The sequence below is a fragment of the Microbacterium sp. M4A5_1d genome (assembly GCF_053345465.1).
The window spans coordinates 637,833-663,660 of the sequence record NZ_JBKFAD010000002.1 but is presented as its reverse complement, the minus strand read 5'-3'; the positions used below and the strand labels follow the sequence as shown (position 1 = coordinate 663,660).

At 70.8% G+C, this 25,828-nt stretch carries 11 protein-coding genes; 5 read left to right on the top strand and 6 right to left on the bottom strand.

All coding sequences use genetic code 11. The features are described 5' to 3' along the window. Window positions 1-16: 16 nt before the first annotated feature. From ACLBWJ_RS11405 to ACLBWJ_RS11380, 6 genes are all read right to left on the bottom strand, one after another. Window positions 17-1,981: a discoidin domain-containing protein gene (locus ACLBWJ_RS11405; RefSeq protein WP_447660333.1), complete on the bottom strand. Its 1,965-nt coding sequence runs from the start codon at window positions 1,979-1,981 to the stop codon at window positions 17-19. Then, window positions 1,978-5,607, bottom strand: coding sequence for an OmpL47-type beta-barrel domain-containing protein (locus ACLBWJ_RS11400; RefSeq protein WP_447660332.1), 3,630 nt, complete (start codon window positions 5,605-5,607; stop codon window positions 1,978-1,980). Before ACLBWJ_RS11400 ends, ACLBWJ_RS11405 begins: the two co-directional genes overlap by 4 nt. A gap of 255 nt (window positions 5,608-5,862) precedes the next feature. After that, a complete protein-coding gene (locus ACLBWJ_RS11395; protein ID WP_447660331.1) occupies window positions 5,863-9,990 on the bottom strand; it encodes a LamG-like jellyroll fold domain-containing protein in 4,128 nt (1,375 codons plus the stop codon). 65 nt (window positions 9,991-10,055) lie between these two features. Then, window positions 10,056-11,069, bottom strand: coding sequence for a LacI family DNA-binding transcriptional regulator (locus ACLBWJ_RS11390; protein ID WP_447660330.1), 1,014 nt, complete (start codon window positions 11,067-11,069; stop codon window positions 10,056-10,058). A 115-nt stretch (window positions 11,070-11,184) separates the two neighbouring features. Beyond that, a complete protein-coding gene (locus tag ACLBWJ_RS11385) occupies window positions 11,185-17,418 on the bottom strand; it encodes an OmpL47-type beta-barrel domain-containing protein (RefSeq protein ID WP_447660329.1) in 6,234 nt (2,077 codons plus the stop codon). Window positions 17,419-17,552: 134 nt separating this feature from the next. Further along, window positions 17,553-18,575: a LacI family DNA-binding transcriptional regulator gene (locus ACLBWJ_RS11380; protein ID WP_269268067.1), complete on the bottom strand. Its 1,023-nt coding sequence runs from the start codon at window positions 18,573-18,575 to the stop codon at window positions 17,553-17,555. A 158-nt stretch (window positions 18,576-18,733) separates the two neighbouring features. Here ACLBWJ_RS11380 and ACLBWJ_RS11375 point away from each other — a divergent pair, with 158 nt between their 5' ends. The 5 genes from ACLBWJ_RS11375 to ACLBWJ_RS11355 all read left to right on the top strand — a co-directional run bounded on the left by ACLBWJ_RS11375 (window position 18,734) and on the right by ACLBWJ_RS11355 (window position 25,771). Beyond that, complete coding sequence (locus ACLBWJ_RS11375) at window positions 18,734-20,035, top strand: extracellular solute-binding protein (protein ID WP_274179400.1); 1,302 nt, start codon at window positions 18,734-18,736, stop codon at window positions 20,033-20,035. A 57-nt stretch (window positions 20,036-20,092) separates the two neighbouring features. Next, a complete protein-coding gene (locus ACLBWJ_RS11370; protein ID WP_274179401.1) occupies window positions 20,093-20,998 on the top strand; it encodes a carbohydrate ABC transporter permease in 906 nt (301 codons plus the stop codon). Window position 20,999: 1 nt separating this feature from the next. Further along, a complete protein-coding gene (locus ACLBWJ_RS11365) occupies window positions 21,000-21,923 on the top strand; it encodes a carbohydrate ABC transporter permease (protein WP_274179402.1) in 924 nt (307 codons plus the stop codon). A gap of 2 nt (window positions 21,924-21,925) precedes the next feature. Further along, window positions 21,926-23,890, top strand: coding sequence for a glycoside hydrolase family 127 protein (locus tag ACLBWJ_RS11360; RefSeq protein WP_447660360.1), 1,965 nt, complete (start codon window positions 21,926-21,928; stop codon window positions 23,888-23,890). Window positions 23,891-24,211: 321 nt separating this feature from the next. Continuing rightward, window positions 24,212-25,771 (top strand): sugar transferase, encoded by a 1,560-nt coding sequence (locus ACLBWJ_RS11355; RefSeq protein ID WP_447660328.1) that lies wholly within the window; start codon window positions 24,212-24,214, stop codon window positions 25,769-25,771. The last annotated feature ends 57 nt before the right edge of the window (window positions 25,772-25,828 follow it).

Here is a 25,828-nt window from a genome sequence, read left to right as displayed (position 1 = left end):
GCCCTTCTGTCGGCGTTCAGTCTGCCAGGTGCGGCGGGCTCGTCGTCTGCACGCGCGGGCGTGACGGTGTGCGATGTCGCGCGAGCATCGCGCCGCCGCCGGCGAGCACAGTAAGCAGCGCCGCGACGGCGATCGCCGCCGACGGCGCAGCGCCACCGGTCGCCGCGAGAGAGCGAACCCCGGATGCCGCGCCGCGGGCCGTGCCGGCGCTCGATCCGCCCGGCACCGCCGATCCGCCCGGCACCGCCGACCCGCCCGGCACAACGACCGGCGGCTCCGGCTCCACCACCACGGGCGGCTCTGGGTCGACGACGACCGGCGGCTCCGGGTCCACCACGACCGGCGGCTCGGGGTCGACCACGGGCGGGGCCGTCCCGCCGAACACGGCGATGTCGGCGACTCCCGTCGATCCGGTGTACTCGGCTTCACCCCAGGCATCGAAGACGAGCCGGATCGCCGAGGTCGTGACACGCTCGAACGCCACCTCGCCGGGCGACTCGTCGCGGGACGGCTCGTCGCGGGACGGCGTGAACGTGGCGCCCGCCACCGCGAGCCACCGGCCGGTGGCCGCATCCCACCGCTCGACGCGCCAGGCGCGCGGCGGGATGAGCCCCCGCGCCTCGTCGTCTGCGGCATCCCGCGCGAGGGCGACCGACACCCGCTCCACGGTGACCGGGCCGCCCCACGTGAGCTCGAGCCACTGCTCGCCCACCCGCGGCCATGAGCTCCACACACTGCCCGGGTCGCCGTCCACGGCGGCAGCCGCGCTCGACCACTCAGGCACGTACGACGCGGTCGCCACGGCCGAACCGGTGATGTCGCGCACCGTCGTCGGGTCGGCGCACGGCACGGTGACGGTCACCGTGGCCCGGTGCGCGATCTCATCGATCTCGTCGACGCGGACGGTCATCCCGGAGTTGAGCGCGACCGTCTCGCCCGCCGTGACGAACTCGTTCGCCTCGGTCGTGTCGCCCGGCCGTTCCAGCAGGTCACCGCCGTACGGCTGCGCGGGGTTCGAGCGGAGGATCTGAACGCCCGACACGGTCCGTTCGGCCTGCCACGGGCTCGGCCAGGCACCGTCGCCGCTCACCGGGTCGGACGCGTCGCTGTACTGCACCCAGTACCGCGCGTCGGGGTTCTCGGGGTCGGTCCAGGTGAGCGTCCGGGATGCGGCGGTCCCGGCTCCCAGGCTGTCGAGCACCGCCGTGCGGGCATCGCCGCACACCGGCTCGCGAACGTTCGGGAGCACGCCCAGGCGCGCCAGGGTCGGGCTCGACAGCGGCAGGAACGACCAGGCGCCGCCCATCATGTCGGTCCGGTTGCCGTACTCGTCGCGCGGGCACTCGACGCCGGCGGGATAGTCCCAGCTCGTGTCGCAGCGGATGCTGGACGCGTGAGCCAGTGAGAGGTTGTGACCGAGCTCGTGCGCGAGCAGATACGGGTCGGGCCCGGGCTGGAACGTCCCGCCGCCGTCGTCGGGATCACCGGGCTGCTCACCGTTGGCCCACGTGGGGCACGGGTCACCGGGCGGGACCATGATGACGAGGTGCCGGGCCGCTCCGCCCTGCCAGCCGATCCGTTCGCGCAGCCACTGATGCAGACCGGCCGTGTCGCTGCATCCGATCGGCTGGTCGACGCTCTGCCAGTCGAGGAGCTGCTCGAGCTCGAAGCGGATCGCGCCGTTCGTCTCACGGTCGTAGAACTCGTCGACGAGCTCGAGCGAGCGCCGCGCCTCGTCCGCCGCGAACGACGGCTCCGAGCCCTGCGGCGCGAGGAGCGCGATCGTCACCCGGTGATCACGGATGTCGGCGCGTGCCGGGACGTCGACATCGACGAACCCCGGCCCGGCCTCGGCCCGCACGGGCGAGGCGACAGCGGGCGAGGCCCCCGTGAACACCGCGGCGCTGATGGCGAGGACCGCGCTGAGGACAGCGGCCGTGCGACGACTCGCGGCCGTCGCGCGGCGGGCGCCGACCGTCACGATCCCGCGCGTCCGGTGCGGGTCCGCGGCCGTGCTCCGACGCCGTCGGCGGTGCGGAGCATGCGCGGGAGGAGAACACCGCCGCCGGCCAGGAGCAGCAGCAGCGCCCCCGCCGCCAGCCCCGTCGGCACGTCGGCACCGGTGTTCGCGAGGCGACCGCTCGGCTTCGCGTCTGCGCGCACGGTTCCCGGACCGGCGACACCGGCCCCGGCTCCGCCCCCGGCGCCGCCGGATCCGTTCGGCACGCCGGGGGTGGCGGGCACTCCCGGGACTCCGGGCACGCCCGGCCCGTCGGTCCCGGTCGACCCGGTCTCGACCCGCAGCGAGCGGTCCGGCGAGACGTTGCCCGCGACATCGGTCGCGCGGAACACCACGTCGACGGCGCCCCCGCCGCGCGGCAGCCGCAGCACGCCGTCGAGGGGTGCGCGCGCCGTGCCGTCTCTCGCGACGCGCAGCTCGCCGCCGCGCACCGGCACCCAGGCATCGCCCGAGCGCACCTCGACGATGCCGACCCCGGAACCGTCATCGGTGGCCTGCAGGTCGACCAGGAAGCCTTCCTCGTCCTCGCTCACCGAGCCCCGCACCTCCGGGGCGACCGTGTCGATCCGCACCGTCACCGCGACGCGGTCCGAGACGTTGCCCGCCGCGTCGACGGCTTCGGCCTCGACGAGATGGATGCCGTCATCGGCCACCACGACGTCATCCGACAACGGCTGCCAGGCCTGGCCGTCGATGCGAACGCGCACCGCCGGTCCCGCATCCGCGTCGTCTTCGGCGGCGCCGGCGAAACGCACCGGCTGCCGGAACCAGCCCGAGGCCGGCACCACGTCGGCGGTGTCGAAGCTCAGGGTGGGGGCGGTGGTGTCGACGGGCTCCGTGACCTCGGCGTTCCAGGCCTCGAACTCGTGCGCCGCAACGGAGCCTCCCGCCTCGGCCGCGCCCCACGACTGCATCAGCGCGCGCAGCGCCGTGGTCTCGACCGCAGCGAAGCGCACCTCGTTGCGATCGGTCGTCGACCGCTCGTAGACGTCGTCGGTCTCGACGTCGTGCCACGCGCCGGCGGCATCGCGGTACTGCAGCACCCACGAGCGCGGGGGGATGAGACCGGCGTTCTGGTCGTCGGCGGCATCCCGCGCGAACACTACGGCGGCACGGTCGAGGGTGACGGGGCGGTCCCAGGCCAGCTGCAGCCACTGCTCGCCGACACGCGGCCACGTGCCCCACGACGCGCCACCGAGGGCACCGTCCACGACGGCGTCGACGGGCGCCCACGGCGATGCGTACGACGCGGTCACCGCGGCGAACGGCGCGACGTTGCCCGTCAGCGGAGCGTCGGGCGAGCGCGGGATCGTCACCGGCACCGGCATCGACACGTTGCCGGCGGCGTCGGTCGCGCGGAGGTAGACGACGTGGCGCTCGAGGTCGGGGGCGGCGATCGGGGCGTCGTACGGCTGCCAACCCGTCGGCTCGTCCACGGCGTACTCGAGGCTCGCGAGCCCCGAACCCGCGTCCGTCGCGGCGGCGGCGACCGTGCGCGCCTGCGCGTCGACGACACCCGTCGCCACGGGGGCGGTGCGGTCGACACGCACCGAGATGGTCTGTTCGGCCGAGACGTTGCCCGCGGCATCCGTTGCCCGCGCCGAGACCGTATGCATACCGTCGGTCTCGATCGTGGTGTCGACGCGTCGAACGTCCGACGTCGTCGTCCAGTCGCCGCCGTCGACCGACACCGCGATGCTCGAGCGCACGTCGCGGTCATCGGTCGCCTCGGCACGGACCGTCACGGCACCGACGAACCAGCCGTCGGCACCTTCCGCGCCGCGGGCCGTCAGCTGCAGCACCGGCGCGGTCACGTCGGGCTCGCCGGCGTCGCTCGGGTCGATCACGGTCACCGTGACCTCGACGCGCGCAGCCGCATAGCCCATGGCCACGCCGCTCACCGTGAACGTGCCCGGCTGCGCGTATGCCGCCGGGTCGACGGCATCCCAGCGCACCGGAGCAGGCACGCGCTCGTCGCCGTAGCGCAGCTCGACGGTCTCGGGCAGCTCGGGCGCCTCGCCGACGGCGGTGCGGGTAGACGCCGGGCCGTAGCCGTCGGCGGCCACGGCATCGACCGACCACTCCTCCACCGCCAGGGCCGAGTAGCGCGGCGTCGCGCCCGTTCCCGGCGCGGCGTCGAGCACAGCCCGCAGGCGCGTCGTCGTCACGGGGGCGAAGGTCACCTCGATCGGCGTGCGCGTCGTCGTGGGGTATCCGCTCGCTCCCTCGACATCCCGCCACCCGCCGTTCTGCCAGTACTGCAGCTTCCAGGCGCGGGGGGCCGAGACGCCGTCGCCGCTGCCGGGTTCACGGTCGCTCCAGAACTGGATCGTCGACCGGTCGATGCGCACCGGCTCGGTCCAGTCGTACTGGATCCACTCCGCCGCGGCACGGTCGCCGTCGTACGAGCCCCACATGTCCGGCGGCAGCGGGTTCGGGCGGACGATTCCGTCGTTCAGCGCGGCGATCCAGTACTGCGCGGGGATCGGCTCGTTCGATGCCGAGGCCGTCGCCTGCGGTGCGACGTTCGCACTCGGGGTCTCGACCTGCTCGGCACCGAGGGTCGGGACGACGGGCAGGATGCGGGCGGGGGTGACCGAGTCGTCCCAGCGCAGGGCGTCGACGGCGACCGATCGGCGGAAGTGGTTGCCGCCCTCGGCGTCGGCCGTGTGGTACGCCATGTACCACTTCCCCTGGAACTCGGTGATCGCCGGGTGGCTGGTCGTCGACGAGACCGGCGCGAGGATGCGGCCCTGCGACGTCCACGGCCCCAGCGGTCCGGGCGCCGTCGAGTACGCGATGCACGCGTGGTAGACCGCGGGCGTGCACCAGCTGTCGGGGCCGGCCGTGTTCGCGGCGTAGGCGAGGTAGTAGGTGCCGGCGCGCTCGAACAGCCACGCCGCCTCGAAGAACCCGTCGACGCCGCTCGTGATGGCGGTGGGCTCACCGATGAGGCTGGTCATGTCGGCGCCGAGCTCGATCGCGAACAGCCGGCTGAAGCTGCCCCAGTACATCCACACGCGCCCGTCGCTCGCGACGTACACGGTCGGGTCGATGTTGTGGGCGTCGTTGCCGAGGATCTCCTGCGACACGATCGGCGCCCCGACCGCGTCGGTCCAGGGGCCGAGGGGCGTGTCCGACACGGCGACGCCGATACCGAAGGGGTCGGGCGAGTCGCTGCCGGCTTCGTGCACGGGCACGTACCAGTAGAAGCGGCCGTCGGCGCCCTCGACGACCTGTCCGGCGTACGCGCGCCCGGGTGTCGCCCAGTCGAAGACCTGCTCGGGACGCATGAGCGCGGGATGCCGCTCCCACTCTCCGCCGCCGACGTCCGCGGTCGAGAAGGCCTGCCACTCGTTCATGATGAAGTCGTTCGTGGTCGGCCCCGCCTCGTCGCGCCCCGCGTAGACGTAGAGGGTGTCGTCGACGACGAGCGTGGCGGGATCGGCCGAGTACACCGAGCCGTCGCCGAGGATCGGGTTGTCGAGCGCGGTGGCCTTGGTGGCCGGCACGGCGACGGCGAGACCGGCGACGACGGCACCCGCGATGAGGGCGGCCGATGCGCGGCGGGGAAGCGAGCGGGGCATGACGGTCTCCTTCGACCGGAGCGACGGGTGCCGCGGAGAGAAACGGGGTGCGGCGGGGTCAAACAGCGCCGGCCGGCCCGCCGAAAAGGTGGACCGGAGACGTGCGTGGATGGCACGCTATCGAGCCCGCCCATGCGACCGCAATGCTTTTCGGTGATTTCGAAACGGCTCGAAATCGGGGCGCGGCGCGCCGGCGCCGAGGCGCGCCGTCAGGGGGTGCGCGGTCTGCGTGCGCACCCCCTGACGACGACCGGGTCAGCTCAGGCGACGTCGGCGAGACCGCGCCAGCGCGGCACCCGCGCCGACGAGCGCGGCGCCGCCGAGCACCCAGGCACCGAGGGCGAACGTGCCGCCCGTGGCCGCCAGCGATCCCGGCTCGACGACGGTCACCCCGTACCACCCGATGACGCGGCCGTCCGCGCCGGTGATCGCGAGACGGTGCTCGCCGAGCGGCGCGTCGCTGGCCACGCGGAGCGAGACGGTTCCGTCCGCGGCGACGGTTCCCGATCCGAGCGCGCTCGGCGTCGAGAGCAACCAGCCCGACACGTCTCGGCCGGCCGCGGCGGTTCCGACGGTGATTCTCACCGTCTCACCGCGCACGAGCGTCGTCGGACCCGACACCGAGTCGCGCGTCGCTTCCGTCAGCTCCGCTGACGTCGGAGCCTTCGAGGTCGTCGGCTGCGTCGTCGAACTCGGCGTCGGTCCCGCCGTGGGGCCGGGGGTCGGCGGGGTCGAGGGCCCGGGCGTCGGCTCCGGCTCCGGCTCCGGGTCCGGGTCCGGGGTCGAGCCGGCGGACGCCGTGAGCGCCGACACGACGATCCGGTCGATGATCGGAGACAGCTCCGCCCGCAACGGGATGCCGGGGAAGTTGTCCTCGGCGAAGGTCTCGCCATCGAAGTTCGGCTGCTCCGACGATGCGAACCGGATCTGGTTCTGCCCCTGGGCGAGGTCGAGCACCAGGGTGCGCTCCCAGAAGTTGTTGCGGTGGAAGGTCGGCACGAACAGCACTCGTTGCGCGGCGCCGTCGTTGACCGAGATGTCGGCGTGACGGGCCATCGGGTTCGGGTTGTAGTGCGTGGCCGGAACCTGCTCGGGGTTCGAGAACCGCACGACGACCGCGTGCGGACCCGCCTCGGCGGCATCCACCGTGAACGTGAGCGTGTTGTCGTTACCCGGCTTGCCGCCGATGCCGTCGACCGCCGCGCCGCCGTCGGCGAGGTCGGCTTCGACGACCGTCGCCGTCCCGGCGAGTGCTCCGTCCTCGGCCTGGTAGGTGCGGTGCTCGATCTTGTCGCGTGAGCCCGAGACGGTGATCTTGTCGAGGGATGCCGCACCGCGCACGACGATCTTGTTCACGCCGCCCTGCAGCTGGACGTCGGCCGCTCCCGCGCGGGAGAGGTCGAGGATGTCGTCGCCGTTGAGGCTGACCGTTCCGCCGCCCGCGCCCGCGACCTCGAGGTAGGCCTCGCCGTCGGTGTCGCTGTAGACCCAGAAGGTCGCCGAGTCGGAGGCGTCGAGGACGACGGAACCGGGGTTCTGCACCGACACCTCGCCGTTGTGGTCGGAGTGCTCGGCCTCGTACACGGTGCTCGGGGCCGCCTCGGTCGTCTCCAGCGTGATGCGATCGATGATGGCGTCACCCCGGGTCGAACGCGATCCGTCCACGCTCGAGGTCGAGAGAGCGATCTCGTGACGTCCGGCGCTCAGCTCGACCCGGGTGTCGGCGTGATCCCACACGACCCAGCGGTAGCTGAGGGGCAGGTGGATCTCCTGTTCGCTGCCGCCGTCGACGGTGAGGAACACGTTCGTCGGGCCGTTGTCGGCGATCTCGGGGTCGGTGTTGAGGCTGCTCGAGAAGACCGACAGGTCGTACGAGCCGTCCTCGGGCACCTCGACGGTGAAGACCGCGGTCGAATCGGCGCCCGTGCGGAACCCGCCGATGTCGTAGGCGCCCGAGGTGAAGTAGTTGCCCACGGCGTTCGGCGATCCCTCGGGACCGTTGCGCGTCACGTCGCCGGTCAGGGCGGCATCCTCCGCCTCGTGCGAGCCCCGCCAGGTGGCGGCGACGTCGATCGGCTGCGCGTTCTCGCCGGGGGTGACGACGATCTCGTAGGCATCGGAGTCCGTCATCGCCGGCAGCCCGTCACGGCCGAACGGCACGGTGATCGTCCCGTCCTCGACGGCGACCACCCGGTCGCTCAGGAGCCGCGGCTCCGACGAGTCGCCGATCTGCCCGGTCCACCCGATCTCGCGCACCTGGACGCGCACCGACGTTCCGAAGGTCTCGCTCGAGATGCCGGTGACGTCGACGGGCGCGCTGCCGTTGGCGCCGCCGACGAGCGCTCGCGCGACGCGCTTGTCGTCGTCGATGGAGGCCACGCCCTGGAGCGTGTAGTTCACCCCGGGTGAGGGCGGGGTAACGGTGGCGGACTGACCGCTCATCTGCGCGTAGGCGTTGTACAGCCACCACTGCCCGTTGCCGCGGTTCTGCTGCACCGCCGAGTCCGACAGGTTGCCGTTGATGTTCCAGAAGGCGATCATCGCCTCGACCTTGGTGTCTTCGATCGCCGACATCCACTGCACCATCTGGCCCGGGACCGAGGTGTGGTAGTTGAACGCGTACTCGTTGATGTTGATCGGACGGGGCTCGCCCTCCCAGGCGGTGCCGGCGAATGCCGCGGCCTCCCAGCCGCGGTAGCGCGCCACCGACTCGCGGATGGCCTGCGGGTGCGACAGTTCGTGCCAGGTGACGATGTCGGGCACGGTGTCGGCCTGCACCGTGTGGCGGAGGAACCCCTCGACCTGTGCGAAGAGGTGCTCGGTTCCCGGGCCGGCGATGCGCAGCGGGATGCCGGTGCGCTCCGACCAGTCGCGGATGGTGCGGTAGGTGTCGTCCCACATCGCGAAGTAGACGGTGGGGTCATCGAGCCATGACACGTTGCCCGACAGCGACCACGGCACGTTGCGGTTGCTGAACATGTTGCCCTCGGGCTCGTTGAACGGCTCGATGACGAGGTGATCGGCGACGTAGCCGCGCTGGGTGTCGTCGACCGCGGCGAACTGCTCGATCATCTCGAGCTGGTCGTTTAGACGCTGGGTGTAGTCGGCGCGCCGCTCTTCGGGCGTGCTGCCCGGCACCTGATACGGGAAACCGCGGTAGTAGTCGGTGATGCGGAGGTAGACGTCGCCGCCCGCGCGGGCGAGGTTCGGCAGGATCTCCAGTGCGTCCGACCCGGGGTGCTGGCCGCCGTCCTGCGCTTTGGTCGCGACCGAGCGGACGTTCATCCCCTCGATGAGGTTGTCGGTCGGCATGCCGTCGCCGTAGAGGCCGTAGAGCAGGCCCGACGCGCCGCCCTGGAATTCGCCGGTGCGCGCCGACAGGTCGACCGTGAGCTCGCCCCGGGCGACGGTCACGTCGGTGCGGACGCTCTGGCCTGCCGCGACGCCCGACACGGTGAAGGTGCCGGGTTCGGCGTAGCGCTCGGCGGGGACGTCTTCCCAGTCGATGGCGATGTCTCGGGCGTAGCCGTCCGAGAACGCTCCGCGAACCGCCGGTGCAAGCGCGGGAGCTTCGCCGATCCGCGTGGATGCGGTGAAGACCTGCTGCGTCAGCGACTGCAGCGTGGGCTGCGCGGTTCGGCTGATCTCCGCCACGTCGGACGCGGTGAGCGCCGCCCGGTAGATGCGGAAGTCGTCGACGGCTCCGTCGAAGGCCGGATCGGGGTAGAACGACCGGCCGATCGACCCGCCGAACTCCGACGTCGCCGTGACGAGTTCGCCGGGGGTGATGTCGGTCGTGGTGGTGGCCAGTTCCGTGCCGTTGATGTACGCGGTCAGCTCGTCGGCGTCGGTGTCGAGGGTGAAGGCGAGGTCTACCCAGTCGCCGACGCGGAGGGGGTTCGAGCCCAAAATCTGCTTCTCGGCGGCACCGCCGCTGGCACGTGTGATGGCCGTGCGGAGGTTGCCGTCGCCCGATTGCGGCGTGAAGAAGAGGTACTTCTGGTTGTCGGTGCCGATTCCGAAGAGCCACTGCCAGTTCGCGCCACCGTCCCAGCGAACCCGCGTCGTGACGCTGAGGTCCGTCGCTCCGGCGATGGGGTCGCGCGGGATGCGGATGGATCCGCCGCTCAGGTCGAGCGCGGCGCCGTCGGGTCCCACGATCGTGGTTGCCGCGCCCGAGAGTGCACCGTTCCAGCCGTTGCCCGACGAGTCGGGAACCACGCCGTCGGCGACGCCGTCCATCGAATAGTGCAGGTCGGGTTCGGGGGCCGCGGCCGCGGCGGGCAGGGCGGCGCCGGTCAGCGCGAGGCCGCCGCCGACCGCGAAAGCGGTGGTCACGGCGGTGACGCGTCTGCGCAGATGGCGCGATCGTGGATGGGTCATGTCGTTGCCTCTCTTCGGAACGGTGGAGCTCGGGTCGTGCGGGGGGTGGGAACAGGAGCGGGTCGTCACGGCTGCGGCGGTTGCGCGACCGAGCCGCGGTCGATGACGACCGGCGGAAGCAGAAGGTGGGCGTCGCGGGGCGCACCGTCCTCGATAGCGCCGACGAGCTGCGCCACGGCGCGTCGCCCGAGTTCTCCGGCGGCGCTGTCGATCGCGGTGAAGGGCAACGAGAACGCCCGGGCGAAGTCGTCCGAATACCGCCCGATGACCGAGACGTCGTCGGGGGCGCGGAGGCCGCGTTCCCGCAGGACGAACGGCAGCGCCGCCGCGGCGGCCTCGTTGTTCAGCAGGATGCCGGTCGCATCGGGGTGCATGTCGAAGATGTCGTGCAGCTGGCGGCCGACATCCGGCTGCGATGCGGCAGCGTGGTGACGGTGCAGGGTCACGCCCAGCCGATCCGCCATCTCCTTCGCCCTGGCGGCCAGCCGCCAGACGTAGGCGCCGCCCCGGTCGACGACGTGGCGGGGTTGCGACACGAGGACGAGCTCGCGGTGGCCGAAGGCGTGGAGGTGCCGAACCATGAGTCGCCCCGTCGAGCGGAAGTCGAGGTCGAAGACCATGAGGCCCGCGGGGTCGCCCGGCGACCCGATGAGGACGCTGGGCTGATCGATCTCCGTCAGCACGGGAAGCCGGTCGTCGTTCTCGCCGACGTTGAGCAGCACGATCCCGTCGACCATGCGAGACGCCGCGAGCCGCCGCAGCGCCGCGACGCCGTCTTCGTCCGACACCAGCAGGGTGTCGTAGCCCAGGTCTCGAGCGCCGTCGGTCACCGCTCTGATGAACTCGAGCATGGCGGGCGCGAACTCGTCGGAGAGGAATCTCGCCATCAGGGCGAGCACCTTGGTCTGCGATGTCGCCAGCGCGCGTGCACCGGCATTCGGGGTGTAGCCCAGCGACTCGACGGCCTCCCGGACGCGCTGGCAGACGGGCTCGGAGATCGTTCGTTTGCCCGACAGCACATACGAGACGGTCGCCCGGGATACGCCCGCCGCGAGGGCGACGTCGGTGATGGTGGCCATGATGCCTTTCGGGTGAACCGGTTCAACGGTGAACCGGTTCACCGCGCCGTCGGAGTTCTCGGGAGAGGAAGGAGAGGGGAAGGGGCCGGGGGTGTGATCCCCCGGCCCCTCGGCGTCACGCCGCGCGGCGGCGGCGGATGATGCCGATGGCGACCAGCGCGAGTCCGAGCAGGACCACGCTCGCGCCGATTCCGATGGTGTTCGCGACGACGCCGGCCTCCTGGCCCGTGGCGGGAAGTCCCGTCACGGTGGGAGACGTCGCGCCGGGCGTGACCACCGTCACCTGCGCCGTCAGCTCACCGCTGGGCACCACCAGTGCCACGGTGTGCACGCCGGCCTCGGCGTAGGCGGGAACGGTGAACACACCGGATGCCGTCCCGTCGGCGCCCACGGTCAGGGTGCCCAGGCGGACCGGGGTCGACCGGAACTCCACCGCGAACACCGTGCCCGGCTTGGCGCCCGAGACGCTCACCGGCAGCTGACCGCCGGGGGCGACCTGCGTGACGCCGAGGCGCAGCACCTCGTCGCCCGTCAGCGAACCGCTCGGCTCGCCGCCGGGATCCGTGCCCGGACCCGTTCCGGGGTCGGTGCCCGGCCCCGTTCCGGGATCCGTCCCCGGGTCGGTGCCGCCGGTCGTCTTGGCCGGGACGGCTGCCTCGGCCACGGCCGAGACGTTGCCGGCGACATCCGTCACCCGCACCTGCGCGGTCGTCGCGGCATCGCCGGTCGGGATCGCCCCGCCCGTCGCCGTCGCCCACGCGCCTTCGCCGAACCGGTACTCGACCAGCGCCACTCCCGAGAGGGTGTCCGTCCCCGTGGGGGTGATGGTGCGGGATGCCGCATTCCAACCGACACTCGCCTCGGGCGCCGCCGCGTCGCGCTTCACCTCGACCGAGCCGGGCTCGGAGGTGTTGCCTGCGGCATCCGTGGCACGGAACCACACGGTCGTGGTTCCGTCCGCGGCGACCTCGACGGGCGCGGTGTACGCCGCCCAGGCACCGTCGCCGACGCGGACCTCGATCGCCGGTGCGTCGTCGCGATCGTCGATCGCCGTCGCGCTGACGCTCACCGTGCCGGTGTGCCAGCCGCTGGCCGGCGCGGTCGGCGACACGGCGGCCGTGACCACCGGGGCCTGCGTGTCGGGGACGACCACGTCGGGCTGCTCCCAGACCTGCCATTCCTTGATGCCGACGCTGCCCTTGCCCGACTCGGTCCCCGCCGGGGTGAGGTTCAGGCGCAGACGCGTCGTCTCGACGGGTGCGAAGTCGACCGTGTTGTAGGCGTCCTTCGCGACGCCGTAGTCACCGGTCGTCTCGACGGGGACCCAGGCCTCGGCATCCGCATCCCAGTACTCCGCCGCCCAGTCCTTCGGCACGTCGATGCCGAGTCCCTGCGCGTCGATGTTCGAGACGAAGTACACTCCGAGCGAGCTGACGCGCACCGGTTCGGTCCACTCGTACTGCACCCACTGCGGCGAGACCTCGGGCCACACACCCCACACGTTGGCGTTGTCGTTGGGGGTGACATCGCCCGATGAGGTCGGCTGGACGTTGTCGTTCAGACCGTCGACCGTGTTCCAGCCTGCCGTCCCCGATGCGGTCGGGGTCGCCAGCAGCGCCACGTTGCGGCGCTGCTCACCATCGGCCCGGGGAACGGTGCGCTCCACGATCTGCGAGACGTTGCCCGCGGTATCGGTGGCCCGCACCGCGACCCGCGTCTCGTCGAGACCCACGAGCACACTGCCCGTCAGCGGCGTCCAGGTCTGGTCGTCGTTCAGCCGGTACTCGACCGAGACGACCCCGGATGCCGCATCTGTGGCGGTCGCCTTCACGGTCCGCGAGACGGCGTCGGCGGTGACCTCCACCACCGGGGCGGTGGTGTCGATGCGCACGACCTGTTCAGCCACCGCCGACTGGTTGCCGGCGGCATCCGTCGACCGTGCCTGCACGACGTGGCTGCCGTCACCGTCGACCGAGACGGCCGCGGTGTATGCCGTCCAGGCACCCTCGTCCACGCGCACCTCGGTGCGGGGAGCGGAGTCCTGGTCGTCGGTCGCAGTGACGGCCACGGTGACCGCCTGCGTGTGCCAGCCCGAGTCGGGCGCGGCGGGCGAGACCTCGAAGGCGACGGTCGGCGCCGTGGCGTCGTCTCCCCCGCCCCCGACGGTCACGGCGGCCGAGGCGACCTTCGTGCCCGGCAGATCGCTCTGCACCGTTCCGGCGACGGTGAAGTCGCCGGCCTGAGCATACGAAGCGGGCTCGACGGCGTTCCAGGTCACCGGGAGGTCCTGCCGCGAGCCGTCGTTGAACAGCACGCCGACGCTCTTCGGCAGCACCGGAGCCACACCCACGAGGGTGCGCGTGGTGACCGTGTCGACCTGGTTGATCTGGCCGGGGGCGGTGGCACGCACCCAGACCGTCGCCTTCGCCGGCAGCGGCGATCCCGGGATGATGCCCGAGAGCGGGAAGCTGCCCTCGCCCGCGACCTGGTCCTCGGTGACGGGAGCCCACGAGACCGGGAGGTCGGCGTGGCTGCCGTCGGAGTAGGTCGCGTCGACCGTCGTCGGCAGCTGCGGGATGGTGCCCACCGCCGTCCGGACGTCGATCGGCTCGACCGCCGTCGGAGCGTCGGCGTACACCTCCAGCTCGCTGACGGCCACGGCGGCGCGCGCCGAACCGGTGCCGGCTGCCTCGAGCACGACCCGCAGGCGGGTGGTGGTCACGGCGTCGAAGGTGACGTTGTTCGGTGCGGTGCGGTCGACGCCGTACGCCGAGGCGCCGGTCACGTCGGCCCACGCCGAGCCGGTCCAGTACTGCGCCTTCCAGCTCTTCGGAACGTTCACGCCGCTCGTCGAAGCCGGGTCGGCCTGGTCGCTCCAGAAACTGATCTCGGCACCGGCGATGCGCTGCGGCGACGCCCATTCGTACTGCAGCCAGCGTGTGGCCGGGTGGTTGCCCGACCAGGTTCCCCAGATGTCGCTCTGGGCCCCACCGGTGAAGAGCACCTTGCCGTCGTTGACCGCGCGCACGTTGTTCCACGACGCGGTGTACTCGGCCGTCGGCACCGCGTCGGGTGCGACGTTGGCTCCGGCGGTGGCCGGCTCGCCCTGCACGGTGACATCGGCCTGCGACGTCTTCTCGCCGTCGGTGGCGGTCAGGCGCAGCACGTACTCGCCGGCATCCGAGAACCGGGCCGTCGTCGATGCCGAGGCGGCGTCGTCGAACAGCACCGTGGCGCCGTCGGGCGCGCTCTGCACCGTCCACTGCGAGCTGAGCTCACCGCTGGGCAGTCCGTCGTCCTTCACCGAGCCGACGAGTGCGGCGGCTCCACCGACGGATGCCTGCGGGTTCTCCCACGCGGTGACGAGCGGCGCCTGGTTGGTCGACTCCGGCGCTGCGAGACCGGTGCGGAACACCTGCAGCTCCTTGACACCGGTCTTGGCGCCGGCCGCGTGGGTGACCGTCAGTCGCACGGCGTCGCCGGTGACCTCGGGGAACTGCACGTGGTTGTAGTTCGCGCGCGGGTAGGCGGGCATGCGTGCCTGTTGCGGGATCGGCGTCCACTGACCGTTCCGGCGCACCTCGAGCGTGTACACCGACGGCTCGGCATAGCCTGCCGCCGTCGCCGACGACGAGCTGTCGTAGAAGTACACCCGTGCGTCGTCGAAGGTCTGCTCTCCGCCGAGCTCGACGGTCAGCGCGTCCTTATCGTTGGGCGAGCCTGCCGTGCCCCAGAAGGGCTCGTTGATCGTCGTGCCGTTCACGGCGCCCGCGGGCTCGCGCCCGGCAGCCGAGAAGGTCGCGGTCGCCGACTCGGCGAGGTTGGCGCTGCCCGTGCTGGCGGTGCGGATGTCGGCACCGGCCTTGGCGAACAGGTCGACGATGCGGGCGTCGTCGGCGAATCGCACCTCTTGCGGCGTCTGCACGGCGGATGCCGTGGCCGTCACCACCTCGGCGTCGCCGCCCAGCACCTCGACCTCACCGGTGGCGGGGTCGTAGACGACGTGGGCGAGGTCGTCGACCGTGAACGCGAGCTGGCCGTCGAGGAAGACCGAGTAGCCCTCGGGGACGTCGTCGCCGTAGTGGCGCTCGCCGCCCGGCTGATCCCACGTGACGGTGAGGTCGCGGTCGCGGTAGCGGATGTTGTTGGCCGTGAAGTGATCCCAGCCGATCGCGATCGGGTCGAGCTCGATCTTGGCGTCGCTGCGGGTGCGCACGCCCATCGCATCCTCGATCATCGTGAAGTTCGTCGCACCGAGGATCGTGTGGTGGATCCACGAGCGGTAGTCGATCTTCTGCGGGTCGGCCGATCCGTTCGCCCAGAACTCGTTCTGGTCGGGCAGGCGGTTGTCGCCGCCGTTCTGGTAGTGGGCCCAGGCGTTCCAGTAGAGGAGCTTCTTGTACCACTCCGCGTTGATGGCATCGGTGGGGTAGTCGCGCAGCACGGTGGAGAGCATGCGGAACGTCACCGTGGAGTTGATCACCGAGAAGTTGTTGCTGCCCTGGCCGCCGGTCGCGTTGTACGCGGCCTGGTCGGCCTGGTTGGCGGTGAAGAACGGGAAGATCGGGTACTGCTTGTCGTCGGCGAACAGTCGGAGCGCCTCGACGTAGTCGTCGTCGTAGTCGGCGTCACCGGGCTTGGGGACGAGCCCGACGGTGAAGGGGTAGTAGTTGTTGATCTCCTTCCAGGGCACGTGCTCGCCGTTGTTCGCCATCGCGTGCTCGAGGAGCTTGCGATCGGGGTTCCACAGCACGTCCATGACCTGGGTCTTGATGTTCTGCGCGAAGGCTTCCATCTCGTCCGCCTTGGCGGTGTTGCCCGCGACGCGGTAGGCCTCCGCCGCGGCGAGCGCGTTGGAGTACAGGTAGGCGTTCTCGGCGCGGTCCTGGAACCCGCCCTTCCAGTGGAACGACACCGCGTCCGCGTCGTTGCCGGTCATCGCGCCCCAGTCGTACTCGATGAGGCCGTTGCCGTTGTGGTCGTAGGCGTCGACGAGTCCCTTGACGTCGTACTCGGCGTACTCGGCGAGGTTCTGCGCGATCGGGGTCGGGCCGCCGTGCAGCTCGTAGGCGCGCCAGGCCGCCTCGGAGATGTACTGCGTGTAGCTGTTGGACCAGTTCGCGGGGTCGCCGGGGTTGTCGACGAACTTGTAGCTCTTGCTCGTCTCTCCTGCCGAGACCCACGGACCGTACGAGTAGATCGGGTCGCGGAAGTACTTCAGGTCGTCGATGAACATGCCCGTCGTGAGCACGATCGCGTTGTTGTAGCCGAGCACGCCCTCCATCGAGGTCGGGAACTGGTAGGTGTTGCCCGGCATGTCGGCGTCGAGGAAGTTGTAACGCATCAGCCACCAGCGGTAGTAGAGCGTCTTGTCGATGTTGTCTTCCGGGGTGTCGAGGTAGGGCACGTTCTCGGCCCACCACCGGTTGTAGAGCGTGACGTGAGCGGTGTACGCCGCCGCCGAGGTGGCCTCGCGGATCGCGTCGTAGTCGGCGCGCGAGTCGGCGATCTCGTCGGTGACGAGGCCGAGCTGCACCTTCGTCGACGCCGTCCCTCCCGCGGGCACCGCGAGGGTGCGCACGAGGGTCGCGCCGGCGGGGGTGAACTGGTCACCCGACAGCCGCGGCGAGAGCTTCGTCAGGTCGTTCAGCGCCTGGACGTGACCGACGAGCTCGTCGCCCTCGGCCGTCGCGGCGTAGGGAGAGCTCACAATGAGCTCGACGTCGACGGCGCCGCCCGTGGCGCGCACGTCGAGGTTCGTCACGAGCACGTTCGCGTCGGTGATGAACTTCGTCTGCACGACCTCGATGCCGGTGCCCGCGTCGGTGTGCACGCTCTGCCAGTAGCTCGGGGTCTGCTTGCGCTTGGTCGTGTCCTCGGTGAGGGCGATGTCGGCGCCGCCGACGCGAGCGGTGATCGTGTAGGCGCTCCGGCCGTCGATCGACTCCCAGTACGCCAACTGCCCCGCGAAGCCGAGGACGGCGGGGTTGTGCTCCTTCATGAACGCGGCGCGGCCGCGCGTGAAGAGCCACTGGTTGTTGTCGCCGAAGCTGCCGGCGGTGCCGGTGCGGGCGAGCATCTCGTCCATCCAGAAGTCGTTCTGGGCGTTGCTACCCGCGCCTGCGGCGACGTCGGCGTCGAAGATCCGCATGAGCTGGTTGCCGGGAGTGTAGGTCACCCCCGTGTCCGGCACGGGGTTGGGGCTGCCCGTGAAGGTCGGATAGCCGATGTCTGTGTTGGCGGCGTAGGCGGGCGCGACCGCGAAGGTCGTCGCCAGCACGGCCGTGACCGCTGCGGTAGCGATCGCGGTTCGCCCGAGCCGACCGGAGGTCGTCGGAGTGCAGTCCACGGTGATTGATTCCTCTCGGCGCCGTTCGTCCATGAGCGACGCGTGCGTGCTCGGACGCTACAGAGAGGATGCCGGGTTCCGCAACGCTTTTCGGTAATTTCGAAACAGCCCGAAAAACTGTGACCTCGGTCGCGTCAGCGGTGGGCGATCGTCGAGCCGCGGATGACGAGCTTGACAGGAAGCTGGTGGGTGCCCGATCCGATGTCGGCACCGTCGATCGCGTCGAAGATGCGCTGCGCCGCCTGCCGGCCGAGCTGCTGCAGGTTCGCGTCGATGGTGGTTAGCGGCGGCCGCGCATTGCCCGCGAGCAGCTCCCAATTGTCGTAGCCGATGACCGCGAGGTCGCCCGGCACGTCGCGCCCGAGGTCGCGCGCCGTGTCGAGTACCCCGCGCGCGATCTGGTCCGAGCCGCAGAAGACCGCGTCGACGTCGGGATGCCGCTCGAGCAGCATCGCGGCGGCGTCGCGACCCCAGTGCTCGGTCCACGCGGCGAACATCGGCTCGGCGACGAAGTCGAGGCCGGCGGCGCCGAGCGCGGCGCGCGCACCGGCGAGGCGGTCCTGCGCGGCGGCGTAGGTCGGATCGCCGGTGATGTGGGCGATCCGGGTGCGGCCGCATGAGAGCAGGTGCTCGATCGCCAGGCGACCGCCGGAGTAGTTGTCGGGCGTGAGCGAGAGATCGCGAGAGTCGTCCGAGGGCGAGTAGGCGTAGACGACGGGCACCGGGATCTCCTGCCCGAGCGAGGGGCGCGGGTCGGTCTGCCGCCCCACGACGATGATCCCGTCGACGCGGCGACTGAGGAGCGCCCGCAGATGGTGCTGCTCGCGGATGGCGTCACCGCGCGCATCGCACAAAAAGACGTTGACCTGCCCGGCCCCGAAGGCATCTTCGGCGCCGGAGAGGATCGGAATCATGAAGCGGCCTTCGAGGTCGCTCGTGAGCAGTCCCACGGTTCCGGTGCGCCCCGCCAGGAGGCTGCGCGCCGCCGCGTTCGGGGTGAAGGTCAGCTCGTCGGCGGCGGCGAGCACGCGCTTGCGGGTGGCCGGGGCGACGTCGCCGCGACCGTTCAGAGCCTTGGATGCTGTCGCGATCGAGACACCGGCGCGACGTGCCACATCGCTGAGAGTCGTGGCGCGTTGCCCATCGGTCGGTGCCATGTTGATCCGTTTCCTCATCGTTACATCCGGCCGTCTTGACGCCCGTCCTAACCTAGGTTACCTTCCCGAAAGGGATTTCGGTTTTTTCGGATTCCCGGACTCACGCGGTGCCCGCCCGAACGGCGCAGCCGCTCAATGAAGAGCAAGAGGAGACTGCAATGACCCCATTCCGGCGCCGCCCGGCATTCCGGGCCGCGACCGCCGCGCTCGTCGCCGGCGTCCTCGTCGGCGGCCTCGCCGCGTGTTCGACCAGCGGCGGTGGCGACACCGCCGCCCCGGCCGACATCCCCGCCGCAGGAACCGACGACGGCACGACGCTGACGCTGTGGACGCGCGCACCGCTCGAGCGTCAGGCGAAGCTGCTCGTCGAGGCGTACAACGCCAGCCACGAGAACCAGGTCGAGCTGACCGTCGTCCCCAACGACGACTACGTCGCCAAGGTCGGCGCCGCCGCCGGTTCGGGAGGACTCCCCGACCTGTTCGCCGCCGACATCGTCTACGTGCCGAACTGGGTCGAGCAGGGCCTCTTCCAGGACATCACGGCGCAGGTCGACGGCCTCGACTACAAGGACGACATCAACCAGGGCCACCTGTCGGCCGGCACGGTCGACGGCAAGGAGCACGTGCTGCCCTTCGTCCTCGACCTGTCGATGCTGATGTGGAACAAGGAGCTCTTCGCCGAGGCCGGCCTCGACCCCGAGAAGGCTCCCGCGACGCTGTCGGAGTTCGCCGACGCGGCCAAGGCGGTTCAGGACCTCGGCAAGCCGGGCGTCTCGGGCACCTCGACCGGCCTGAACTGCGGTGGCTGCCTCGTCTTCACGTGGTTCCCCTCGGTCTGGGCATCCGGTGAGCAGGTTCTCAGCGACGACGGCACCGAGTCGCTTCTCGCCGGCGACGCCGCGCAGGAGGTCTACAACACCTGGAAGGACCTCGAGGCTGCGGGCGCTGTCGCTCCCGGCTCGGCCGACGAGACCGGTGCCACGTGGGTCGCGGGCTTCCAGGAAGGCAAGGTCGGCGTCATGCCGTTCCCGGCCACCCTGCTGTCCGGCCTCGACTTCGAGGCCGGGGTCGCCGGCATCCCCGGTGTCGACGGCGGCGCCTCGACGTTCGTCGGTGGCGACGGCATCGGCATCTCCAAGGACTCGAAGCAGTCCGCGCAGGCGTGGAACTTCCTCTCGTGGATGATGTCGGAGGACGCTCAGGTCGAGGTGCTCGCCAAGGACGGCAACGCCGTCTCGCGCGGCGACCTCGCTGAGAACACCTACGCCTCGGCCGACCCGCGCCAGGTGACGATCAACCAGGTCGCCGCCGAAGGTCAGACGCCCGTCGCGCTGAACTTCCAGCAGGCGTTCAACGCCCCGGGCAGCCCCTGGCTGACCCTCGTGCGCAACGCCGTGCTCGAAGGCACCTCGACGGTCGACGCCGACAACGACGAGATCACCGCGATCCTCGGTCAGTGACACACCCGGGGGCGTCGCCGCCGCGCGGCGGCGCCCCCACCCTCCGAAAGGAATGACGTGGCACTCACCACATCACCGCGCCGCACCCGATATCGGCGCACCGCCCTCGGCGGACCGGTCCAGGGCTGGCTGTACGCCGCCCCGACGGCGCTGTTCGTCATCGCGCTCTTCCTCATCCCCCTCGTGCTGGTGCTGCAGATGTCCGGCTCGGACTGGCCGCTGCTGCGCGGCAACATGGGGCCGAACTTCCCGACGAACTTCGCCGAGGCGCTCGACCACCGGCTGTTCTGGGACTCGGTGCGGTTCACCCTGATCTACACGGGGATCACGACCGTGCTGCTGATCGGCCTGGGGCTCGGGCTCGCCCTGCTCGTGCAGGAGTCGACCGCCTGGAAGGGCTTCCTGCGCACGGCGTTCCTGCTGCCGAGCGCCCTGGGTCTCGCCTCGGCATCCCTCCTCTTCTACGTGCTGTACTCCCCCATCGCCGGTCCCTTCGCGGGGCTGATGGAATCGTGGGGCATCACGTTCTTGGGCACGCCCGAAGGCGCCCTGTGGTCGACGGTGTTCCTCATCGTCTGGCGGTACGCCGGCTTCTACATGCTGCTGCTGCTCGTGGGCCTGCAGGGCATCCCCGAAGACGTCTACGAGGCCGCCCGCATCGACGGCGCCTCGCGCTGGCAGATCTTCCGCGACATCACGGTGCCGCTCCTGCGTCCGACCTTCGCACTGACGACCGTCATGTGCGTGACCGGGTCGCTCCTGGCGTTCGACCAGTTCTACATCCTGACCAAGGGCGGACCCGACAACAGCACGATGACCGTCGTGCAGCTCATCTACAACATCGCGTTCCAGGGGCAGAACAACCTCGGCGTCGCCGCGGCGCTGTCGGTCGTCATCCTGCTCGCCCTGGTCGTCATCAACGTCGTGCAGCTGCGCGCGTTCCGTCGCCCCGAGGAGGCCTGACATGGCTCTGACCGACGCTCCGGCGGGCTCCGTCCCGCCCGCCGCCCCCGACACCACGCGCACGATCGTCATCCCGAAGTCCCGGCCGCGCACGCGGCGCCGGCCGACCGGTCGCCTGCTGTGGGGCATCCCCTCGACCGTGTTCACGGGGGCGCTGGCGATCATCTTCCTGTACCCGCTCGTCTGGACCGGTGTCGCCTCGGTGAGCCCGCAGGCCGGCACGAGCCAGTCGGACGGGTGGGGGTTCGGCAACTACGTCACCCTCGCCAACTTCCAGTCGGGCATCTGGGTCTACCTCGGCAACTCGCTCTTCGTGTCGCTGCTGACGGTAGCGCTGACGCTGCTGACCTCTTTCCTCGGCGGGTACGCGTTCGCGCGGTTCAACTTCCCCGGCAAGAACGCGCTGTTCCTGCTCGTGCTGGCGATCCTCATGGTGCCGTACGCGACGCTGCTCATCCCGCTGTACGTCATCCTCAATGCCGTCGGCCTGCAGAACTCGCTCGTCGGGGTCGCGCTCGTGCTCACGATGTTCCAGCTGCCGTTCTCGATGTTCATGATGCGCATCTCGTTCGAATCGGTGCCGCGCGAGCTCGACGAGGCGGCGCTGGTCGACGGATGCACGAGCCTCACCGCCCTGTGGCGCGTGCTGCTCCCCGCGGTCAAGCCGGGCCTCATCACGGTGGGTCTGTTCGCGTTCCTCACCGCGTGGAACGACTTCATCGCACCGCTCATCCTCATCAACGACACCTCGCGCATCACGCTGCCCCTCGCGGTGGCGAACCTGCGCGGCCAAACGATGGGCGTCATCGACTACGGGGTCACCGAAGCCGGTGTCGTCGTGCTCGCGCTGCCCTGCATCGTTCTGTTCCTGATCCTTCAACGTCACTACGTGCGCGGCTTCATGTCGGGCGCATTCAAGGGATGACCATGTCGACTACCTTCCCCGCACGCTCCATCGGCTCCGCGGCATCCGCCGTCGCCGCTGCTCCCGTCGTGCCCGCTCATTCGCGGCTGCGTCCGCTCGGTCTGCACGAGGTGCGGATCACCGGAGGCTTCTGGGGTGAGCGCCAGCGCATCAACGCGGCGCATACCCTCGGCCATGTGCTCGGCCGCCTCGAGTCCGAGGGCTGGCTGCCCAACTTCGATCGCGCCGCCGCGGGCACGCTTCCCGCCGGACGCCGCGGGCGCGAGTTCTCCGACTCGGAGGTCTACAAGTACCTCGAAGCCGTGGCCTGGGAGATCGGTCGCAGCGACGACGCCGAGCTCGAGGCGACGCTGCGCTCGGTCGTCGCCCGGGTCGCCGCAGCGCAGGAGCCCGACGGCTACCTCAACACGAAGTTCGGCCGTCCCGGCCAGGAGCCGCGCTGGTCCGACCTCGAGTGGGGGCACGAGCTGTACTGCCTCGGTCACCTGTTCCAGGCGGCCGTCGCTCGCGAGCGCACGCGCCCCGGAGCGGATGACGGTCTGCTCGGCGTCGCCCGACGTGCCGCCGACCTCGTGTGCGAGGTCTTCGGGCCGACCGGCATCCCGGCCTTCTGCGGGCATCCCGAGGTCGAGACCGCGCTGGCCGAGCTCGCCCGCGTGACCGGTGACGAGCGCTATCGCGCCCAGGCGGAGCTGTTCGTCGAGCGCCGCGGACACGAGACGCTCGACGACATCGAGTTCGGGCGCACGTACTTCCAGGACGACGTGCCCCTGCGCGATGCCGACGCCCTCGCCGGCCACGCCGTGCGCGCGAACTATCTCGCCGCCGGGGCGGTCGACGTCGCCGTCGACGCGGGTGACAACGAGCTGCTCGCCGCCCTGCGCCGCCAGTGGGAGCGCACCCGCGGCCGCCGCACCTACATCACCGGCGGTCAGGGGTCGCACCACCAGGACGAGGCGTTCGGCGACGACTGGGAGTTGCCGCCGGACCGCGCCTACTCCGAGACGTGCGCCGGTATCGCGTCGATCATGTTCTCGTGGCGGCTGCTGCTCGCCGAGGGGGATGCCGCGTATGCCGACCTCATCGAACGCACGCTTTACAACGTTGTAGCCACCTCGCCCGCGGCCGACGGTCGCAGCTTCTTCTACGCCAACACGCTGCACCAGCGCGTGCCCGGCGTCGAGGCGGATCCCGAGGGCACGTCGCCGCGCGCGTCGTCGTCGCTGCGCGCGCCGTGGTTCGAGGTGTCGTGCTGCCCGCCCAACGTGGCGCGCACGCTCGCGAGCCTCGACGCCTACGTGGCGACCGCCGACGACGAGGGCGTGCAGCTGCACCAGTACGCGCCGGCAGAGATCCGCACGGTTCTCCCCGACGGCCGCATGGTGTCGCTCGACGTGCAGACGGCCTACCCCGCCGACGGCGTCGTGCGGGTGGTGGTCGGTGAGGATGCCGGCGGCGCGTGGACCCTGTCGCTGCGCGTGCCCGAGTGGGCCGAGGGCGCGCGCCTGCGCGTTCGGGATGCCGCGGGCGCGGTCATCGACGATGACGCCGCTGCTCCGGGCCGCGTCGAGGTGCGGCGCGACTTCCGCGCCGGCGAGGTCGTCGAGCTCGAGCTGCCGATGGCGCCGCGGCTCGTCGCCCCCGATGCGCGTATCGACGCCGTGCGCGGTTGCGTCGCCGTCGAGCGCGGCCCCGAGGTGCTCGCGCTCGAGTCGACCGATCTGCCGGGCGGTGCCGACGTCGGCCGTGCGGCCATCGCGCGTGACGCCGAACCGGTCGAGCGCGACGGCCGTGTGTGGCTGCAGGTCGGCCTGCGACCCGACGAAACCCGCGGATGGCCATATGGCAATCATGCTGCGAGCGACACCGCGACGGCCAGCGAGGGCGACCTGGTCCCCCTCGTGGCGTACCACGACTGGGCCAACCGCGGCCCCTCGACGATGCGGGTCTGGCTGCCCGTCGAGTGATGTTCGTCCGGCTCGTGCGGTCCCTGCGCCGCACGAGCCGGACGCATGTCCGGGGCACCTGATCGAGGCGATGTCCCGCTTGCGTGACCACTAGTACGAATTACGAGTCGGCCCGGCCGCTACCCGCAGGCAAGCCGGCTCCTGACCGGGCCTTTTCGAGCCTTGTCCACCGAATGGCCGACATCACGCCGAGGCGTGGCACCGGTACCATCGGCGTGGGGGAAGTTTGCCGATTTTGGCGATCCTGGTTCACATGCCCGACACATCTCAGGCATACGATCTCCCCCTCAGCACCACATCACACAGCGCGAGGAGGATGTCATGCCGTACGACTTCTCCGCTGCCACCGCGCCTGGCGTCGCCGGGACGCGCGAGGTCTCACCTCCGCCCGCCGCGACCGCGCACCCGGCCACATCGTCATCCGCCACGGCCCACCGCGGACCCCGCGACTGGCGCCGCCGCTATGCCTCACTGCTGAGGGTGACCGATCTGCTGGTGCTGGTCTGGGTCGTCTACGGAACGCAGATCGCCTGGTTCGGGATCGGCAACGCCCAGGTTTCGATCCGCGAAGATTCGCGCATCACGGACTTCTCCTACTGGCTCTTCTCGGCGGCCCTCATCGCCCTGTGGATGTGGACACTCAGCCTCGCCGACACCCGCGACCACCGCATCATCGGTGCCGGGTCCGAGGAGTACGCCCGCATCGCGCGGTCGAGCCTGTCGCTCTTCGGCGTCATCGCGATCCTCGCCTTCCTCGCGCGCGTCGACGTCGCTCGCGGATTCCTGCTCATCAGCCTGCCCGTCGGGGTGGGAATGCTGCTGCTCTCGCGCTGGCTGTGCCGCCAGTGGCTCGTCGCGAAACGGTCCGTGGGCGAGTACTCCGCGCGCGTTCTGCTGGTCGGGTCGGAGGCATCCGTCACCCACCTCGCGCGCGAGCTGCGACGGATGCCCGGCTCGGGCTACCGCGTCGTCGGCGCATGCGTCCCGTCGGGTCGCGTTGCCGGGACCGTACGGGGAACGAACATCCCGATCATGGGAAGCGTGGATGCCGTGGCCCAAGCCATGGCCGCGACCGACGCCGACACCGTCGCCGTGACGAGCACCGACGAGCTGCCACCCGACAAGGTGAAGCAGATCTCGTGGGGGCTCGAGGCCGGCCGCCAGCACCTCGTGCTCGCACCGAGCATCGTTGACATCGCAGGCCCGCGCGTGCAGACGCGCCCCGTTGCCGGCGTGCCCCTCATGCACGTCGAGACGCCGAAGTTCAGCCGCGGTCAGCTCTTCCTCAAGCGCACCGTTGACATCGTCGCCAGCACGATGGGTGTCATCTTCCTGAGCCCCGTTCTGCTGTTCCTGGCGCTCAGCGTTCGACTATCGAGCCAGGGGCCGATCTTCTTCCGGCAGACGCGCGTGGGACTGCGCGGACGCGAATTCACGATGCTGAAGTTCCGCACGATGGTCGTCAACGCGGAAGACATGCTCGAGGCGCTTGCCAAACAGCAACGCGACTCGGGCAATGAGGTGCTCTTCAAGATGAAGAACGACCCGCGGGTGACGCCCGTCGGCCGTGTGATGCGCAAGTTCAGCCTCGACGAGTTGCCCCAGCTCTTCAACGTCGTCGGCGGATCGATGTCACTCGTCGGCCCCCGTCCACCGCTGCCCTCAGAGGTCGCGAAGTACGCGGACCACGTGCACCGCCGCTTCCTCGTCAAGCCCGGCATCACCGGCCTGTGGCAGGTCAGCGGGCGCTCCAGCCTGTCGTGGGAGGAATCGGTTCGCCTCGATCTGTCGTACGTGGAAAACTGGACGCTGGTGGGCGATTTGGTGATCGCGGCGCGGACCGGCCGGGCAGCGCTCGCACCAGGGGAAAGCGCGTCGTAGAGAGCGTTTCTGAACGCGCGAAAGGCGCCCGCGGCACCAATCAACGTAATCGCCGAA

What these genes read in the sequence shown, in the direction of transcription:
- ACLBWJ_RS11400 (WP_447660332.1), bottom strand. Translation starts at nt 5,607, where the DNA reads ATGCCCCGCTCGCTTCCCCGCCGCGCATCGGCCGCCCTCATCGCGGGT.
- ACLBWJ_RS11395 (WP_447660331.1), bottom strand. Translation starts at nt 9,990, where the DNA reads ATGACCCATCCACGATCGCGCCATCTGCGCAGACGCGTCACCGCCGTG.
- ACLBWJ_RS11390 (WP_447660330.1), bottom strand. Translation starts at nt 11,069, where the DNA reads ATGGCCACCATCACCGACGTCGCCCTCGCGGCGGGCGTATCCCGGGCG.
- ACLBWJ_RS11380 (WP_269268067.1), bottom strand. Translation starts at nt 18,575, where the DNA reads ATGGCACCGACCGATGGGCAACGCGCCACGACTCTCAGCGATGTGGCA.
- ACLBWJ_RS11375 (WP_274179400.1), top strand. Translation starts at nt 18,734, where the DNA reads ATGACCCCATTCCGGCGCCGCCCGGCATTCCGGGCCGCGACCGCCGCG.
- ACLBWJ_RS11365 (WP_274179402.1), top strand. Translation starts at nt 21,000, where the DNA reads ATGGCTCTGACCGACGCTCCGGCGGGCTCCGTCCCGCCCGCCGCCCCC.
- ACLBWJ_RS11360 (WP_447660360.1), top strand. Translation starts at nt 21,926, where the DNA reads ATGTCGACTACCTTCCCCGCACGCTCCATCGGCTCCGCGGCATCCGCC.
- ACLBWJ_RS11355 (WP_447660328.1), top strand. Translation starts at nt 24,212, where the DNA reads ATGCCGTACGACTTCTCCGCTGCCACCGCGCCTGGCGTCGCCGGGACG.